The sequence below is a fragment of the Streptococcus sp. k-402 genome (genome assembly GCF_013277515.1).
Lineage (GTDB): Bacteria > Bacillota > Bacilli > Lactobacillales > Streptococcaceae > Streptococcus.
Map to the genome: position 1 here is coordinate 23,354 of NZ_VMNB01000015.1, position 15,697 is coordinate 39,050.

General features: G+C 38.0%; 10 protein-coding genes and 4 pseudogenes. All 14 read right to left on the bottom strand.

Annotated elements, in window-relative coordinates; genetic code table 11:
- Nucleotides 1-4 precede the first annotated feature (4 nt).
- Nucleotides 5-3,952, bottom strand: coding sequence for an SspB-related isopeptide-forming adhesin (locus HT724_RS09270; RefSeq protein WP_173293586.1), 3,948 nt, complete (start codon nt 3,950-3,952; stop codon nt 5-7).
- A 145-nt stretch (nt 3,953-4,097) separates the two neighbouring features.
- Nucleotides 4,098-4,628 (bottom strand): annotated as a pseudogene (locus tag HT724_RS10340) (surface protein); the annotation flags it as partial.
- A gap of 60 nt (nt 4,629-4,688) precedes the next feature.
- Nucleotides 4,689-5,762, bottom strand: a pseudogene (locus HT724_RS10345) (SEC10/PgrA surface exclusion domain-containing protein); the annotation flags it as partial.
- A gap of 190 nt (nt 5,763-5,952) precedes the next feature.
- Nucleotides 5,953-6,267: a hypothetical protein gene (locus HT724_RS09280; RefSeq protein WP_016397551.1), complete on the bottom strand. Its 315-nt coding sequence runs from the start codon at nt 6,265-6,267 to the stop codon at nt 5,953-5,955.
- 311 nt (nt 6,268-6,578) lie between these two features.
- Complete coding sequence (locus HT724_RS09285) at nt 6,579-7,724, bottom strand: replication initiator protein A (RefSeq protein WP_173276400.1); 1,146 nt, start codon at nt 7,722-7,724, stop codon at nt 6,579-6,581.
- Nucleotides 7,725-7,728: 4 nt separating this feature from the next.
- Complete coding sequence (locus HT724_RS09290) at nt 7,729-7,893, bottom strand: hypothetical protein (protein ID WP_173276399.1); 165 nt, start codon at nt 7,891-7,893, stop codon at nt 7,729-7,731.
- Complete coding sequence (locus HT724_RS09295; protein ID WP_050112809.1) at nt 7,890-8,168, bottom strand: hypothetical protein; 279 nt, start codon at nt 8,166-8,168, stop codon at nt 7,890-7,892. Before HT724_RS09295 ends, HT724_RS09290 begins: the two co-directional genes overlap by 4 nt.
- Nucleotides 8,169-8,171: 3 nt before the next feature.
- Nucleotides 8,172-8,372, bottom strand: coding sequence for a hypothetical protein (locus tag HT724_RS09300; protein ID WP_050112807.1), 201 nt, complete (start codon nt 8,370-8,372; stop codon nt 8,172-8,174).
- A gap of 63 nt (nt 8,373-8,435) precedes the next feature.
- Nucleotides 8,436-8,766, bottom strand: a pseudogene (locus HT724_RS09305) (hypothetical protein).
- Nucleotides 8,767-8,903: 137 nt separating this feature from the next.
- Complete coding sequence (locus HT724_RS09310; RefSeq protein ID WP_173276398.1) at nt 8,904-10,124, bottom strand: cell division protein FtsQ/DivIB; 1,221 nt, start codon at nt 10,122-10,124, stop codon at nt 8,904-8,906.
- 9 nt (nt 10,125-10,133) lie between these two features.
- Nucleotides 10,134-11,192 carry a UDP-N-acetylglucosamine--N-acetylmuramyl-(pentapeptide) pyrophosphoryl-undecaprenol N-acetylglucosamine transferase gene (locus HT724_RS09315; protein WP_173276397.1) on the bottom strand — a complete coding sequence of 353 codons (1,059 nt, stop codon included), beginning with the start codon at nt 11,190-11,192 and terminating at the stop codon, nt 10,134-10,136.
- 1 nt (nt 11,193) lies between these two features.
- Nucleotides 11,194-12,546, bottom strand: a complete 1,353-nt coding sequence (gene murD / locus HT724_RS09320) for a UDP-N-acetylmuramoyl-L-alanine--D-glutamate ligase (RefSeq protein ID WP_173276396.1) — start codon at nt 12,544-12,546, stop codon at nt 11,194-11,196.
- 226 nt (nt 12,547-12,772) lie between these two features.
- Nucleotides 12,773-13,414, bottom strand: coding sequence for an ABC transporter ATP-binding protein (locus HT724_RS09325; protein WP_000571283.1), 642 nt, complete (start codon nt 13,412-13,414; stop codon nt 12,773-12,775).
- A 1-nt stretch (nt 13,415) separates the two neighbouring features.
- A pseudogene (locus HT724_RS09330) lies at nt 13,416-15,437 on the bottom strand (bacteriocin-associated integral membrane family protein).
- Nucleotides 15,438-15,697 lie beyond the last annotated feature (260 nt).

Sequence of the window (15,697 nt, forward strand, 5' to 3'; positions counted from 1 at the left end):
TAACCTATTCTTCCTTCTTTTTTCTCATAGATAAAGCTAAAGCGATTGTTCCCATAGCCATTCCAAGAAGAGCTAAATTGTTGGAACTACTCATACCAGTATTAGGTAATTCCACTTTTGAAACTTCTTCTTTTGGTTCCTCGTGTTTCGGTTCTTCTGGTTTTGGTTCTTCTGGTTTCGGTTCTTCTGGTTTTACTTCTTCTGGAGTATGAGTCACAACCGTATTAGATACAACTTCTACACCATTAACCGTATGACGATATGTATTTTCTACTGTTCCTGCTTGAATACGTGTCATTTGTAGATATACTTCTGCTTGAAATACTGAAGTTTCTAAAATTGACTTCAAGAAAGCATTATCAAAACTAATATCTACTTTTCCTTTGTCTCTGTCTACTATCTGACTAGTATACTTAGTTAATTCATCACCAGCTTTAAATTTTTGGCCATCACTTGTTTCAAAATCTACAGTCGCAAACACTTGATAAATACCTTGATACTCATCATGTGTTTCATCATAATCATCGCTGAACTTATACTCAAACAACTGCTCCGAACGATTCTTTGGTATCAGGGAACCAACTAATTTATAATTAAATGTTTGATTCAACTTAAGCTCTTTACCATCTAAACTTTCTTTACTTAAATGGTCAATCACCACGTCTTTCTTAGGTTCAATCTTCGGAACATTATTGACTACAGTTTCAGTTACATAAGCCATACCAAAATCAATCTGATAGGCTGTATTCTCATATTTACCACCTGTTTGACCCAATTCCTTCTTAACAGTCATTGGATTAGTAATGGTCAGAACTTCTCCAGCTTGCACGTAGGTCTTGTAAAACTCCTCTGGATTCTCCGCCTCGAATACTTGAATCGCTCCTTTAGGAGTAAAATTGCTGGACTTCAAGGCTTCTTGGACACCTGATGGTGCCTTATCTAGACTCTCATAAAGAGCCATTTTCAAACCTTTAACTACTTGCCCTTTAGAATCCGTTACTTGAACACCGTCTTGATTGATGGTAACAGCTTCTTCTGGGTAATCATCAACGATATAGAACCCTTTGCCAATACGGTCTTTATCTGCTTCAATGCCCTTGTATTGGCTATAATCTGCCGTTACCTTGTAGTAGTTGACAGAGCCTGCCAAGACCTGTTTCCCATCGATGTTCACGCCTGCTTTATTCAAATTCTTCTTGGTTGGTTTCGCAGTAGGAACATTATTTACAACTGTATCCGTGATATAAGCTGAACCAAAATCAACTTGATAAGCTGTATTTTCAAATGATTTCCCTGTATTTCGCAGTTCTTCCTTAGTTACCATTGGATCAATAATTGTAACCGATTTTCCTGTTTTAATATATTGGTTAAAATAGGCTTCTGGATCATCAACTAAAAATACTTGGAAAGCTCCCTTGGGCTTAATTTCAGAACTAGCAAGAAAAGCTTTGACCTTATCATTATCAACGGCATCTATAGAATCATACTGATACACTGAGATACCAGCAACTTCTTGTCCTTCGCTATCAATATAACGAATATCCGATTGATTAATCGTAACAGCCTCTTCTGGGTAATCATCAATTGCTCCGAATCCTTTTAAAATAGTAGATGAATCTGCCTTCATCCCCTTATATTGATCATAATCCAAGGTAATATGGTAGTAATTTGTCGAACCAGCTAGAACTGGTTTACCATCAATGATAACTTTATCCTTATTATGATTGTGTTTGATTGGCTGAATTAAGTTGTTATTTGGATTATCAGGGTCATTCGGTTTACCAGGTGTTGAAACCTGAACAATATTTGAATAACTTTCGTACTTATTGTTAATTTTTAATTGGAAGTTATTCTTGTAGGTTGCTCCATCATTTGTAACTTTTCCTACTAGAATTGGAGCTGGAACCAGCACTTCTTTACTCAAATCCTGATTTAACTTAGATTTCAAACTTTCTAAGCCTTTCACCCGAACAACATGGCTCGATTCGTCATAAGTTAATTCAAAATCTGAGCTAATTTTTTTGGAAGCTTCAACATCTAACACAAAACCTGAAGGCAAGGCATCCACAATTTCAAAGTCTGTAATAACTTCACGATTAGCTGGAAGAGGCTTAGTTGTTAATTCCCACTGTACCGTTGAAAGTTTAGGTACATAGCTTTTATCAATAGACTCGCCAGAAGAATTTTTTACAAACTTTTCTAGGTCAGGCATTGCCTGTAAGCGTGCATATCTAACCCTTACTGTTGGAGGAGATAGTAAAGAGGGGATCTCTTTTTCCTTTGGCTCCTCAGGTTTAGGTGGGAGTGCATCTTCAGGTTTTTCAGTTGGAGAATTTGGTGGAATGGTTTCCTTCTCATAGGTTGGCTCAAATGGTTTTGTTAAGAAAGGTATCTTTTTCAACTCTGCACCATCTCCCAGAATTGTGAAGACAATGTTTTGAGCATTTCCACTCGCATTCTCTGTATCCCATTCAGCGGGAGTTCTTCCCTCTGTCGAACCAGGAGATGATGTGTGAAGGTACGTTAAACTGGAACCATACCCCACTGAAGCAAAGGAGCCCTTAGGAATATCCGAGGTATCATTAACTCCATTTTCTACTCCCTTCATAACGCGACCATCAAAATCCAAACCTGAACCACTTGGATTAATAACCATTCCACGACCAGACGAGCCATAACTCAAATTTGAACCTTGACCCCAATCTACATCGGTAATAACTGTTCCAATTAATAGGGAAACAGGAGTTGTCGTACCTTCAATATAAAAATCAAAAATCAACTCTAAACGTGTATGATTATTATAAACAAAATAAAGACTACCACCATCTCCACTCTTGAGGTAGATATCTGAATCTGTCACAGGAACACCATTTCGAACTTCTCCCTGATAGTCTCCTAAGTCCGAAACCATGACTTTTGCCATGATCTTTCTACCATCTGTCAACGTTCCAATGTTATGAATATAAAATGTATCTCCAACTGTTGGAAATTTAATTACATCGTAAGTTCCCGTACTATCCTTACTAACTCGAGTTCCTGTGCCTCCTGTCACATAGGTATCTGCATGATAACCTAAAAAACCACGCATACTCTCTACTGATAGATTATCATCTGGTACTACTGTAAAATCATTATAATAGCCTAAACTTCCCCTACCAGCTGAATTATATCCTCCATAAACTTTGAAACCTGTTTCAGATCCAAATAAAGGCTTGCTTGTTTGAATCGCCTCTCGTTCAGCTTTAATAGTCGCTAGCTTCTTTGTATAGTCTGTCAAAGAGCTTTCATAAGCTACTCTCTTGGTTTCATTTCGTTTTCGGATTTCTGCATTCTCTTGATTAATACGATCTGTTTCTGCCTGATTCTCTCGTTGATTTTTTTCATTCTCTGCACGAATAGCAGCATTCTTCTGATTAATTCGATTCACTTCATCCTGATAAGAAGCTAAATCCTTTTGATATTGTTCCTTCTTCGCAGTATTTTCATCTTGGATTTTCTTTCGGTTCGTTTGATTTTGTCTTTGATCTTCACGATATTTTTCAGTAGCTCTCTCAATACTATCTGCTTGTGTGCGATAATCACTTTCGACTTCCTTTTGCTTTTTTTCCAACTCAGAGGCTGTACTTGCGGTTCCTTTATCTACTACAGAATCAAATTCTACCTTCAATCCAGCTTCTTGTGCCTTACGAATAGTTTCATCTAAACTGGAATGAGAAATAGAAACTTCTAACGTTCCTGTTTTTTCTTCACTCTTTCCTTGATTTTCAGTAGAAACACTGCTTGGACTCATCTGAGCATAAGGCGCATTTGTAGCTGGATTTTCAGTTCGTTCATCTGCCATAACTGGGCTTATCATACTTAAAGCTGCTAAACCTAGTATCACTCCACAAGTTCCATAAATTTTTGATTTCCGAATAGATCCATATGTTTTTGTTTCTCTTACTTTGTGCATTCTATCTCCTTATATAAAATATTAATCTGTATAAAATCTCAAATGTTGGCGCCCGAGGCCTCTTATAATATAAAATCATCTCTTTCCTTTCCAAAAGAAAAAAGCCAGTTTCCACTGACTTTTCTATACAATATTGTAATGAATTTTAAGAAATCCACTTACCAGAATAATCTAAACGATAACCACCAATCGTCTCATTTTGTGCCATCTTACCATCTGCTTTCAAATAATACCAAGCACTTCCGTCTTTGAACCATTGACCTCTCAGATAGCTTCCATCTGATTTGAGATAGTACCAAGCTTTATAGCTGGAATCGTATTGCCACTCACTTTGTGCCATTTTCCCATCTGACTTAAGGTAGTAGCTTCCTTGCCAACTATTTTGTGCATAGCTTCCATCTGACTTAAGATAGTACCAAGCTTTATAGCTGGAATCGTATAACCACTCACTTTGTGCCATTTTCCCATCTGACTTAAGGTAGTAACTTCCTTGCCAACTATTTTGTGCGTAACTTCCATCTGACTTGAGATAATACCAAGCTTTATAGTTTGTATCATAAACCCATTCATTACGTGCCATCACACCATTTGATTTGAGATAATAGTTTCCCTTCCAACTATTAACAAGAGCTTTCCCTGCATGATCAAAATAATACCAATAACTTCCCTCTTGTTTCCATTGGTCATGCCAATCAGATGTGTTTTCAATCGATTTAATAGGTTCTGCTTTCTTAGAATTATTTTCTTCTACAGTACGTTTACCCGTCTGGTTCTCCAGCTTACTTTTTAAATCTTGATAAATTTTCTCTTTATTTTTGTAATCAATTTCTAATTTTTTTACAGCCTGATAACGATTTGAAGATCTTGGATCCGTTACTGAAGCTGTACTAAAATTAGATTTCGTTGCTCGATTAATATTTTCCTGAGAAATAGTGATGAAATGAGCAGAGTTTACTGATGAAAGACTAGAAAATGATAATCCAAAATAATCTTTACTTGATGGATTCCCCCAGTTCAATCCTGCAATTGCTTGAGCATGCCCCCATTCAGTATCGTTTAACATAAATTCAACCATACCAGTATAAATAGCTTCCTTTAGCTGAGATTTGGTAGCTTCTCTTAATGCTACAGGTCTAAAGAACAAATTCTCATACAGTTGACCTCCTCTTTTTTCAGATTCAGCATCTGAGGTAGGTAAGCCATAGGTTTTTGCAACTCGGTTGATACCTTCGGCATTGTGACCTGATACACCTAATGTGCTTAATTTAGATAATCCCCAACCATCTTTTACATACTCCTTTGCCACCTTATCCGCAAAATCAATTGCCGAACTAGAAACACTGACTCTAGGTGTCCCAACCTGAGAACGAACTTGGTTAATTAAATCTTGGGCAAAAAATGACAACTCCTGACGAACAACTAGCGGTAAATTGTTGACATCCAGACGTTCTCCCTCATCAGCAACATCTTTGTGGAAACTATTTTGATTCTTTAATCTCAAACTTTCTGACTGCAAAATAGATTTCACACTGTCACGTTCAGTCTGGCTAATATTAAAATCAGAAAAAGCCGTCTTCAAAGCCTTTATATACTTATCACTCAGTGTAATCGTATTGCTAGGTGCAGATGATAAAGTATTTTCATAGATACTTTTAGCTTGTTCATATTCTCTCTTAGCTTTAATCAATTCACTTTTTAAATTCTCTACTTGACTGCTTGTTGTACTATTCGCATACACAGGTTGACTATTTCCTAACCCAAGCAAAGTTACGCTAGCAGTTGTTGCCAAGATAGTTGTTCTCAATTTCATAATCTTATCTCCTTTTTGTTTAAAAACGTTCTTAAAATATTTATTTTATACTTTTATTTTACCATTTTTAGAGGTTTTTCTCAATTTTTTCTTGATTTTCATTCATCTATCCGCTTAATCAAAGATAGGACGTTTAAAACATATCAAATCTCCTCTCCTTGATTAAACAGATAGATGAGGCTCTATCTGTTTAATGCTTCGTTGGACGATGATATCCTTTACCAGTCAGCAGTAAACGATTGGTATTTCCTTGTTTAATGCGTCTAGCCACTAAAACATCACCTCGTTTGATGGTGCGAATCTCTTTATAAATTTTTGAATATTCTACAATCATCCAAACTGTTTCTAGTTTACCTGCTAGATATCCTTTTTTAGGTACCAAACCATATCTGCTGGTTAATTTGATTTCATCGCCATTATCAAGTCTTGCGGTTGCATTCCCTTGATTTCCTAAGCGTCTAAGGTCAGCTAAAGTGACCTCTGTAACTAATTTTGATTGATTCATCTTGTCTCCTCCTTACTGAATCAAGGCTGATTTACAGCCATGCCGAGGTATGACGTACATACCTGCTGTATTTTTTACACACGGTTTTAAGTCTAGAAACCGCAAACTCCTTCAGCTTAGGCTTTGCCTGCTTTTACGTGGTGGAACAGCACTAGATATCCTTTTCTAGCCTACACACCGCCCTTGTTCTTCTTTTTATGCTTAGTTCCGCTAATCAGGACAGTGGGGGTATTCAATTTTCAAAGGTCAAAAGTAGTTTTATGACTTGCTCAGGTCAAAAAAGCTAGATTTAGTCTCATGTCATCTATAGCTTAGTTACTCAGATACCTATACTCTGCTTCTCTATGAGCTTGCATCTTGGCCTCGCTCTTACGTTCGCCAATCAAATTTTCAATAGATTGAATCAAGTAAGCAAAAGGACTATCACATTCAGGAATCCGTTCGATACAGTGAAGAACCTCACTACTTGTTATCCATCCTGTCTGAATGTATTGGCCAACAATCATCTTTTGGCGGTGAGTCATATTATAATGCTGGTACCACGGTAAATGATCTCGGTAGCTATCTGCAATTTCCTGCAAGAGAGAATAGACTTGAGGTTTGATAAATTTATTCCCACTTGTTTTTTGAGAAGGAGTGTCACAAGTTCCAGCAGTCTGATCCAATTCCTTAGAATTGGAAGCAGGCTTTCTAGAACTATGTCTAGTACTATTATTCTCAGTATGACTCTTCTCAGTCTTAATAGGGTTAAAATTTTTTACCTCCGGAGGTAAAGATTTTTGACTTCCAAAATTCGTTGATTTAACAGCTTTTTTTGGAGGTAAAGATTTTTGACTTCCAGAATTTATTGATTTGATAGGCTTTTCTAAAACAGAGTTTTCATCTTTCAAAATAGAAGATTCTTCTTCACTGCCTGGACGTTCAATTTCAAATAAGACACAACCTTTGTAATCTAAAGTTTTTACATGGTGGTAGACTACAGTTCCTTTGTCACGTCCTTTTTCTACGACTTCAACATCATAGTGTTCATATTCTTGTAATTCAGCATTCACATTTTGAAGATACAAACGATTCGGACGATTCTTCCCTTGTTTCACTTCACGAAGCAATCCAAGCTCTTTCAATTCTTTCTTGATTTTCAATACAGTTGGCTTACTGCGATCTAAAATTTCCATTAAGTCCTCAACCGTATAGACAAGAAATACTGAACCATTCTCATCAACATAAGTCAGTTCACCGTTTCTGTAAGAATGAATACTCAACATACATCGATCATAGAGTACTCCATAAGCAATCTTGCCATCATTTGATAATTTCTTGGCATAGAGACTCGTCATCTTGATTTTCCCAGTAGGTTTCCCTTCAGCAGAAAATTTCTTCTTAACATTTACCATGAAAATTTGTGGGATTTGATAGAAGGTCTGTGTTGCTACTTGATTTACTGTAATATCAGCCATGTTATCACACCCCCATCATCACAGTACCATTTCCCATAGAGAACAGAACTCCCTCTTTCTCTAATTCTTCAACAGCCTTAACAGCACGTTTTTTACTCATTCCTGTTTTTCTCATCACTTCGTTAACAGCTGCTTTTTTTGAAAATTGCACAAACATTTCTTTAGTCATTCTACTATCTCCTTTATCTGTCTCACTAATTTAAGTTCCTTTGAAAAGCAACTTGGACATTCAGATAGACCAAGCTGAAAATCCAAATGGTCAAATAAAAAGTTACATCGCTCACACTGCACTGTGCTTCTAAGTATTGTTTCACCTAACCAATCTCTTTCTACAACATCTAATACATCTCCACATTCAGGACAATGAATAGGCTTGAAAATATCATCTTCTTCCCATTTTTCCTCATAATCACAATCAAAACAAACGATTGTTTCCAACCACATGGATTAACTCCCTTCCAATGTTCCTTCTAATTCGCCTATCTTGAACTTAAATTCCTTGATTTTCTTTCTCACAAGATCACGTTCTGCACTCATTAGTTGTACCTCACTTTTTTTGTAAGGTTTTCTTAAGACTTCTAGTCTTGCCTCATATAGCTCCAGTGAACGCTTATAATAATTCAACATTTCTCTTTCTAGTCTTGTCATGCTATCTCGGCCTCTCTCGTTTCAAACAGAAGCAAGTAACTCAGGAGTAAATTCCATCGTCGTCTACAGGGCTTCATCATAAGTCAGTTGGCTGGTTTGTCCCCATTCCCCATGTTCCATCTCTAGCTCTTCTGAAATACGGATAAGTGCCAAGCTTAATTCTAAGATATAATTCATGAATAACATCATCTTTTATGACTTTCCAGAAAATACTAGCGAGCTTATAATAATCGTTTCCAAGCCAAACTCTAGCAAGGTCATTGTCTGGAGATACTTTTTCATCAGAATTTCCTTCAGAAATACAATCAACCATATTTTCATTCTTATCAAGATCTATTACATCGAAAATTTCTAGCGAATCAATATCCATAACAATTTCAATATTATCTGACATTTTTTCTCCTTAATTTTTGGCAACGAAAAAGAGAACGAATTTCCTCGTTCTCTACATATATTTATATATTTCTTGAATTTCTCAAAAATCACGACACTTACCATAGTTACTAAAGAACTATAAGAGAAAAGGTAAGCCTAACGACGCGATGAGCGCTGGGTCGTTTGGTTTCGATTGCTCTGTTCCTCTTGTTTTTTCTGTTCTTCTTCTAAACGTTTACGTTCTTCTTCCTGCTTTTTCTCAGCTTCCTTGGCCTCTTTTTTGGCTTTTTCTTCTGCTTCCATAATTAATTTATCCGCCACTGTGTAACTGTAAATTCCAGCTTCCATGTCAATCACACTCGGTTCTGACAATTGTGGCTTAATCTTACTGTAATATGGCAGTTTCTTACTCATTTCAGATAGAGGAACCAAGACCTCGTCCGAATTATTCATGGTCAATCGAATTAAATCTGAAGTCACCTTGCTTGGGGCTAGTTCCACCTTTTGGATAGCCGCCTTGAGTTCTGGGCTAATTTGAGCAAGTTCTGAGACAAAAGCCTTGATTTGTTCACTATCATTAAAGAGAACTGATATATAAGTTTCTGGTAGACTGACCAAGCTCACAGAACTAGTCTCAAGCCGACCGCTAGAAAGAATAGGATAATGATTTTCACCAGAAACATAGTAGGCAACAATATCGTATTCCTTGACCTTGATAGTGAACTTGGTTGGAAATTGATAAACAAGCTGAGCTGATTCAACCCAATAGTTAGACTTAATTTGCTCTTCATATTTTGCCTTGTCTAGCAAAAGGTTAATCGTATAATCCGAATCCTGAATGCCTGAAGCCTGTCGGATATCATCAGCCGTAGTGTGCACCGTTCCCTCAACACGAATATCCTTCATGGTCGCATAAGGACTGAGCAAATAAGCAGAGACAACCAATAAAAGCAGACTTGGAAATAAAATCGTTAGAGCTCGCAAGATATGGAGGCCAGGAATCTTTGCTTTGGCTGGTTTTTCCTTTACAGGCTTTTTCTCTATTTTTTTATCCTGCTCCTCGTTCTCTATAGACTTTGATTTCTCTTTGGATACTTCTTTTTTGGCGTCTTCTGACTTTTCTACTTTTTCTTCAGCATCGTCCTTAGCTGATTTTGAGTCTTTTGAATCAGATTCACTCTCTTGGTCCTCAGTTGCATCTGACTTTTCAGATTTTGAAGCCATTCGAGCTTGTCTTTCCTTTTCCTTCTCCTCAGCTAGGGCCGCCTCTTCCTCAGCCTTCTTTTTTAGATATTCTTGGTTTCGTTTCTGCCATTCTGATAACTCTTTCAATTCTTCGAGGATTTCTTTGCCCTCATTTTTCTTATCTTTTGACATTTACTTTCCTTATGATAAATCTTTTTTCAACAATTGATAAAAATCTGCTAGAGATTTCAATTCCTTAGAAGCTTTCATCTTAGCTTGGTAATCTTCCTTGTGGCTTAGTAAGTGAGAAAGCTTCTCTTCCAAACTATCCAAGGTCAAATCGCTTTCTTGAAGCTCTTCTGCATAGCCTTTTTTTACAAAGTAAGCTGCATTTTCAATCTGGTCACCACGACTAGCTTCACGACCAAGTGGCACAATGACATGTAATTTTGCCATGGCCAAGAGCTCAAAAATCGTATTGGCTCCACCTCGTGTCACAACAATATCAGCCAATTCCATCAAGGGTTGATAGAGATCAGTCACATAGTCAACACGAAAAAGATTTTGGCTCAACTCGTTCAGACTAGAATCTCCAGTTAGATTGATAATATTGTAGCGTTCTGTCAATTCTTTCTTATGGTCTGTCACCAATTGGTTAAAGACACGAGCACCAGCAGAACCACCGACAAACAATACAGTTGGCAATTTTGGATTAAAGTGGGTTTGAATATCCACCAATTCATCCGGTTCTGGATTTTTTTGATCTGAAACCTTGGTCACTGCTCCCACATGCTCAACCTTAGACAAACTTGAAGCTTGCTCAAAGGTTGAATACATCTTCGTCGCAAATTTATAGGCGATTTTATTGGCCAAGCCCATAGACAGGTCAGACTCGTGAATAAAGACTGGCACTCCTGAAACACGTGCTGCGATAACAGGTGGCACAGAGACAAAGCCTCCCTTTGAAAAAAGTGCTTGTGGACGAAGCCGCAACATGATAAAGAGCGATTGGACGATTCCCCAGCCAACTTTGAAGACGTCCAGCATATTTTGCCAAGAGAAATAACGACGCAATTTTCCAGTCGCAATGGAATGGAAGGTGACATCTAGACCCGACTTGAGGATTTCTTGGTGTTCGATACCACGCTTGTCCCCGATATAATGGACTTCCCAACCATCTTCGATGAACTTGGGCATTAACAAAAGATTGAGGGTCACGTGTCCAACCGTCCCCCCACCTGTAAAGACAATTTTTTTCATATTATTCCTTTAACTCCGCTACTGTGTCGATAAAGAGGTCGCCACGTACTTCAAAGTTAGCATACATATCCCAGCTAGCATTAGCAGGACTGAGAAGGACTACATCTCCTTGAGTCGCAAGTTCATAGGCCTTGCGAGTCGCATCTGCAATATCAGTCGCATCCACATAAGCCACACCAGCCTTGTCTGCTGCCCGTTTGACACGTTCTGTAGACTGACCCAGGATGACCATCTTCTTAAGTCCAGTAATGTCTGGCACCAATTCGTCAAACTCATTACCACGGTCTAAACCACCTGCAATCAAGACCACCTTACTGTTGTCAAATCCAGACAAGGCTTTTTGAGTCGCCAAGATATTGGTTGACTTGCTATCATTATAGAATTTGACACCCTTGATTTCATCCACAAATTGGAGACGGTGTTTGACACCACCAAAGGCTGAAAGAGTTTCTTTGATGGTTTGGTTATCCACACCACGAAGCTTGGCAACAGCAATGGTCGCAAGGGCATTTTCTACATTGTGGCTACCTGGAACTCCGATTTCATTCGCTGCCATGACCACTTCCCCACGGAAGTAGAGTTGACCATCTTCCAGATAAGCTCCATCAACCTTTTCCAGTGTTGAGAATGGTACAACGGTAGCTTGTGTTTTTCTTGCCAATTCCTTTGCCAAGTCTTGGTTAAAGTTCAAGACAAGGAAATCAGCCACTGTCATCTTGTTCTGGATATTCCACTTGGCTGCTACATATTCCTCAAAAGAACCGTGGTAGTCGATATGAGTTGGCATAAGGTTGGTAATAACCGCAATCTCAGGATGGAATTCTTGGACGCCCATGAGTTGGAAAGAAGAAAGTTCCATGACAAGCGTGTCCTTGTCTGACGCAGTTTGAGCAACCTGACTGGCAGGATAGCCGATATTTCCTGATAAAAGACCATGTTGCCCAGCAGCAGTCAAAACGTCCCCAATCATAGTCGTTGTGGTTGTTTTACCGTTCGAACCAGTAATACCAACAATCGGTGCTTCAGAAATCAAATAAGCCAATTCCACCTCAGTCAAGACTGGAATTCCCTTGGCCAAAGCCTTTTCAATCATGGGATTATTGTATGGAATACCTGGATTTTTCACCATAAGGGCAAACTCTTCATCCAAGAGTTCCAAAGGATGGCCACCTGTAATGACCTTGATCCCTTCTTCCAGCAAACTTTGGGCAGCTGGATTATCCTCGAAAGGTTTCCCATCATTTACTGTCACAATGGCACCTAGCTTGTCCAACAAACGAGCTGCAGATTCACCAGACTTGGCCAAACCTAAAACAAGGACTTTCTTATTTTTAAATTGATCTATTACTTTCATGTCTCAAACTCCATTTCTACTCATACTATTTTACCATTTTTATGGAAATAAAAAAGCCACAAAGTGTGTTTGTGGCTCTTTCTTCTAACTGATACTCTTCGAAAATCTCTTCAAACCACGTCAGCTTCGCCTTGCCGTATATATGGTTACTGACTTCGTNNTGAGCAGCCTGCGGCTAGCTTCCTAGTTTGCTTTTTGATTTTCATTGAGTATGAATCTTACCATATCATCTATGTGATAAATCGGTAACTCGAATGACTTGGTCCACTTGCTCCCAAATCAGAGGATTGTGGGTCGCAATAATAATAGTTCGATTCGGATTTTTTAAAGATTCTAGGATAGAGAGTAATTCCTCAGAGTTTTTGGGGTCTAGCGAAGCGGTTGGTTCATCTGCGAGGATCAAAGGCGGATCCTTTAAAATTATCTTCGCTAGTGCAACACGTTGTGCTTCTCCTCCTGATAATTCAAAGATAGGTTGCTTTAAATCTAAATAAGAGAGGTTGACACGGTTTAGAGCTTGTTTCATCAAAGAGATTTTCTCTTTTTCTTTCAACTTTTTACCAACTAAACCCAGATTGAGATTCTCTTTGACGGTTTGGCTTTCAATTAAGCCAAAATCTTGAAATAGGTATCCTAAGTAATCTCTAAAGAAAACAGAAGGCTTGATGTCCTTAAGAGAAGTGCCATCATAGATGATTTGCCCTTTGTCATATGGCTCCAATCGTCCAATCATATTCAAGAGTGTTGTCTTACCACAGCCACTTGTACCGATTAAGGCATAAATTTTCCCACCTTCAAAATGAAGATTCGTATCTGAAAATAGCTGACGGCTTCCAAATTTTTTAGATATATTCTTTAGTTCAATCATCCTATTTTCCTTTCATAATTGTCATAGAAACACGAGATTCTTTCTGCGCTTGACGGTAAAGCGTCAAAACTGCACTAGCTAGAAAGACCAATAAAGTGAGCAAGCCAATCACCAAGTCTCGACTGCTTAAAATAAAGAGACTAGCACCAAATACAAAACTGGCAAATTGGCTAACCATATACTGAGCATGTGTTTCAAAAAATCGTAAACCTGAAATTCGTTTAATCAAGATATCTCGGCGGAATTGCTCGAAATATAGAAGATTGACAGAATAAAATAGTAATAAGGAACTAGCTATCCCCACAATAGCTCCTAAGATTAAAGTTGCTGTTTCAGTTTGAACTTCATTATAACGAGTTAGATAAACACTTCTTCCTTCTTTAAGATAGGATACTTGCTCATAAATTCCAGCTTTCTTCAAGAGTTCTAGCCCACTCTCATATCCTTTGATAAAGAGTTGTTTTCCAGCATTGATAGACCAAATAGATTTGGAAATAATACTATCACCTGTAGATGTTGGAGTAAATACAACTAAAATCGGATCAGTTAAGTACTGGATGGATACTGGGCTTTCACCGTTATTATAAATAAATCGCTTTTCTCCAGTTGGAAGATAGCTAACAATCGCTCTCATTTCATACTCTAAAGGAGCACTTGCCTCCTCACCAGATTTTCCATAATAACTCAAACTCTCTTCAAAAGCTTTCTTAAGTTCTGCTTCCTGTGAACGAAGAGATTCTGGTAATAAGAGTCCAAATTCCCCTTTTTGAAGATGGGCTAGTTTCTGTCTAGTCTCATCATTTACAGTCACATTTTCCTTGTCCAAATAACTTGGACTGACATAGAGAACATTAGCATCTGGACTATAGGTATCCAGTGTCTCTCCCTGTTCATTTTTTCCTTGTGGATTGGCAAAATGGAGCAGATTATCCTTTACATAAAGAGCTTGTTCCTCTTCGATTGCTTCCTTGGCAAAGGCATACCACTTGCTCTGATTTTCTGCATCTTTTCCTCTATCACCTAAGCCAAAAGAAATTTGATAATAGTCTGCTCTATCCTGCCATGCTTGTTTTGAAATTTCAAGTTCTTTCAATCGTTGGTAAGACGTCAAACCTGTCTTAACAGCGTATCCTACTGTAAAGACAGCAACCAACTGACACAATAGGGTTAAAATCATCAGGCGTTTAAGGGGTAATCTCCCCTTAATAACGGGAACTAATGCTTTGTAACTCAAACTCATTAGATAAAGAAGCATTAGTAAAATTGAAATCGCCAATAAAAACAACAGATAGAAACTAATCCCAAAACCATAGGTGGCTAACAAGATAGGATAAAACAAACCTTGACTAAAAAGAACGACTCCCCCACCTAGGAAGGAAAGGAGGGCTGATAGAAGGAGCTATTTGATATCAGTAGATAAAGAATGCCCCATGATGGATAAGAGAGTCTGACCAGAAAAGAGTTTTATACCTGCTGCTCTCATTTCCTTAATCCGAGTGATAATCACTAAAGCAAAGAAAGATAAGCCAAATATTGCTAAACTAATTAAAATAAGGGGATTTAGTAATATTCGAAAAGCAAGAAAATAGGGCGGTATCTTTCGGTCAGCACTTGCTTTATAACCCAAATCTCCTAATTTATCGGCAAGCTTTTCTTTCGTCAAGGAGCCTGACAAAAGGAGATAACTATTTAGCGGATCACTACGTTCACGACTTTCTTGGCTAGCTTCTTGGAATTCTTTTGGTAAAGTTCCCTGACCATAAGTTGCATAAGTAAAGTGAGTCGTCCCATCCTTACTCGGCTCTACAATTCTTCTAGCTATTAAACTCTGTTCTGAGTTTGCAAAATTCTCCAATTCCTGTTCAAATACCTCACGCGTCGGTTCCTGAGTATCTTTTTTGACACGAAGTAAAGAAACGGAATCATAGCTTGCATATAAATATTGTGGCGCACGTAAGACAATAATCCAAGCAAGGAAGAAGCTGAGAAAAAAAGTTGATAGTAATATGAATAGTTTCTTCATAGTAGACTCCTTGTATAAGAGAATAACCCTATAGAAAAAGATTTTATCTTTTTACAAATCCTTAGAATTATTTTCCTAGTTTAATCCATTACACCCTGAACAACAAGATAATAATACTCTTCAAAAATCTCTTCAAACCGCGTCAACGTCGCCTTGCCGTAGATATATGTAACTGACTTCGTCAGTTTTATCTACAACCTCAAAGCAGTGCTTTGAGCAACCTGCGGCTAGCTTCCTAGTTTGCTCTTTGATTTTCATTG

What these genes read in the sequence shown, in the direction of transcription:
- HT724_RS09315 (WP_173276397.1), bottom strand. Translation starts at nt 11,192, where the DNA reads ATGAAAAAAATTGTCTTTACAGGTGGGGGGACGGTTGGACACGTGACC.
- HT724_RS09290 (WP_173276399.1), bottom strand. Translation starts at nt 7,893, where the DNA reads ATGACTAAAGAAATGTTTGTGCAATTTTCAAAAAAAGCAGCTGTTAAC.
- HT724_RS09295 (WP_050112809.1), bottom strand. Translation starts at nt 8,168, where the DNA reads ATGTGGTTGGAAACAATCGTTTGTTTTGATTGTGATTATGAGGAAAAA.
- HT724_RS09270 (WP_173293586.1), bottom strand. Translation starts at nt 3,952, where the DNA reads ATGCACAAAGTAAGAGAAACAAAAACATATGGATCTATTCGGAAATCA.
- HT724_RS09285 (WP_173276400.1), bottom strand. Translation starts at nt 7,724, where the DNA reads ATGGCTGATATTACAGTAAATCAAGTAGCAACACAGACCTTCTATCAA.
- HT724_RS09280 (WP_016397551.1), bottom strand. Translation starts at nt 6,267, where the DNA reads ATGAATCAATCAAAATTAGTTACAGAGGTCACTTTAGCTGACCTTAGA.
- murD (WP_173276396.1), bottom strand. Translation starts at nt 12,546, where the DNA reads ATGAAAGTAATAGATCAATTTAAAAATAAGAAAGTCCTTGTTTTAGGT.
- HT724_RS09300 (WP_050112807.1), bottom strand. Translation starts at nt 8,372, where the DNA reads ATGACAAGACTAGAAAGAGAAATGTTGAATTATTATAAGCGTTCACTG.
- HT724_RS09310 (WP_173276398.1), bottom strand. Translation starts at nt 10,124, where the DNA reads ATGTCAAAAGATAAGAAAAATGAGGGCAAAGAAATCCTCGAAGAATTG.
- HT724_RS09325 (WP_000571283.1), bottom strand. Translation starts at nt 13,414, where the DNA reads ATGATTGAACTAAAGAATATATCTAAAAAATTTGGAAGCCGTCAGCTA.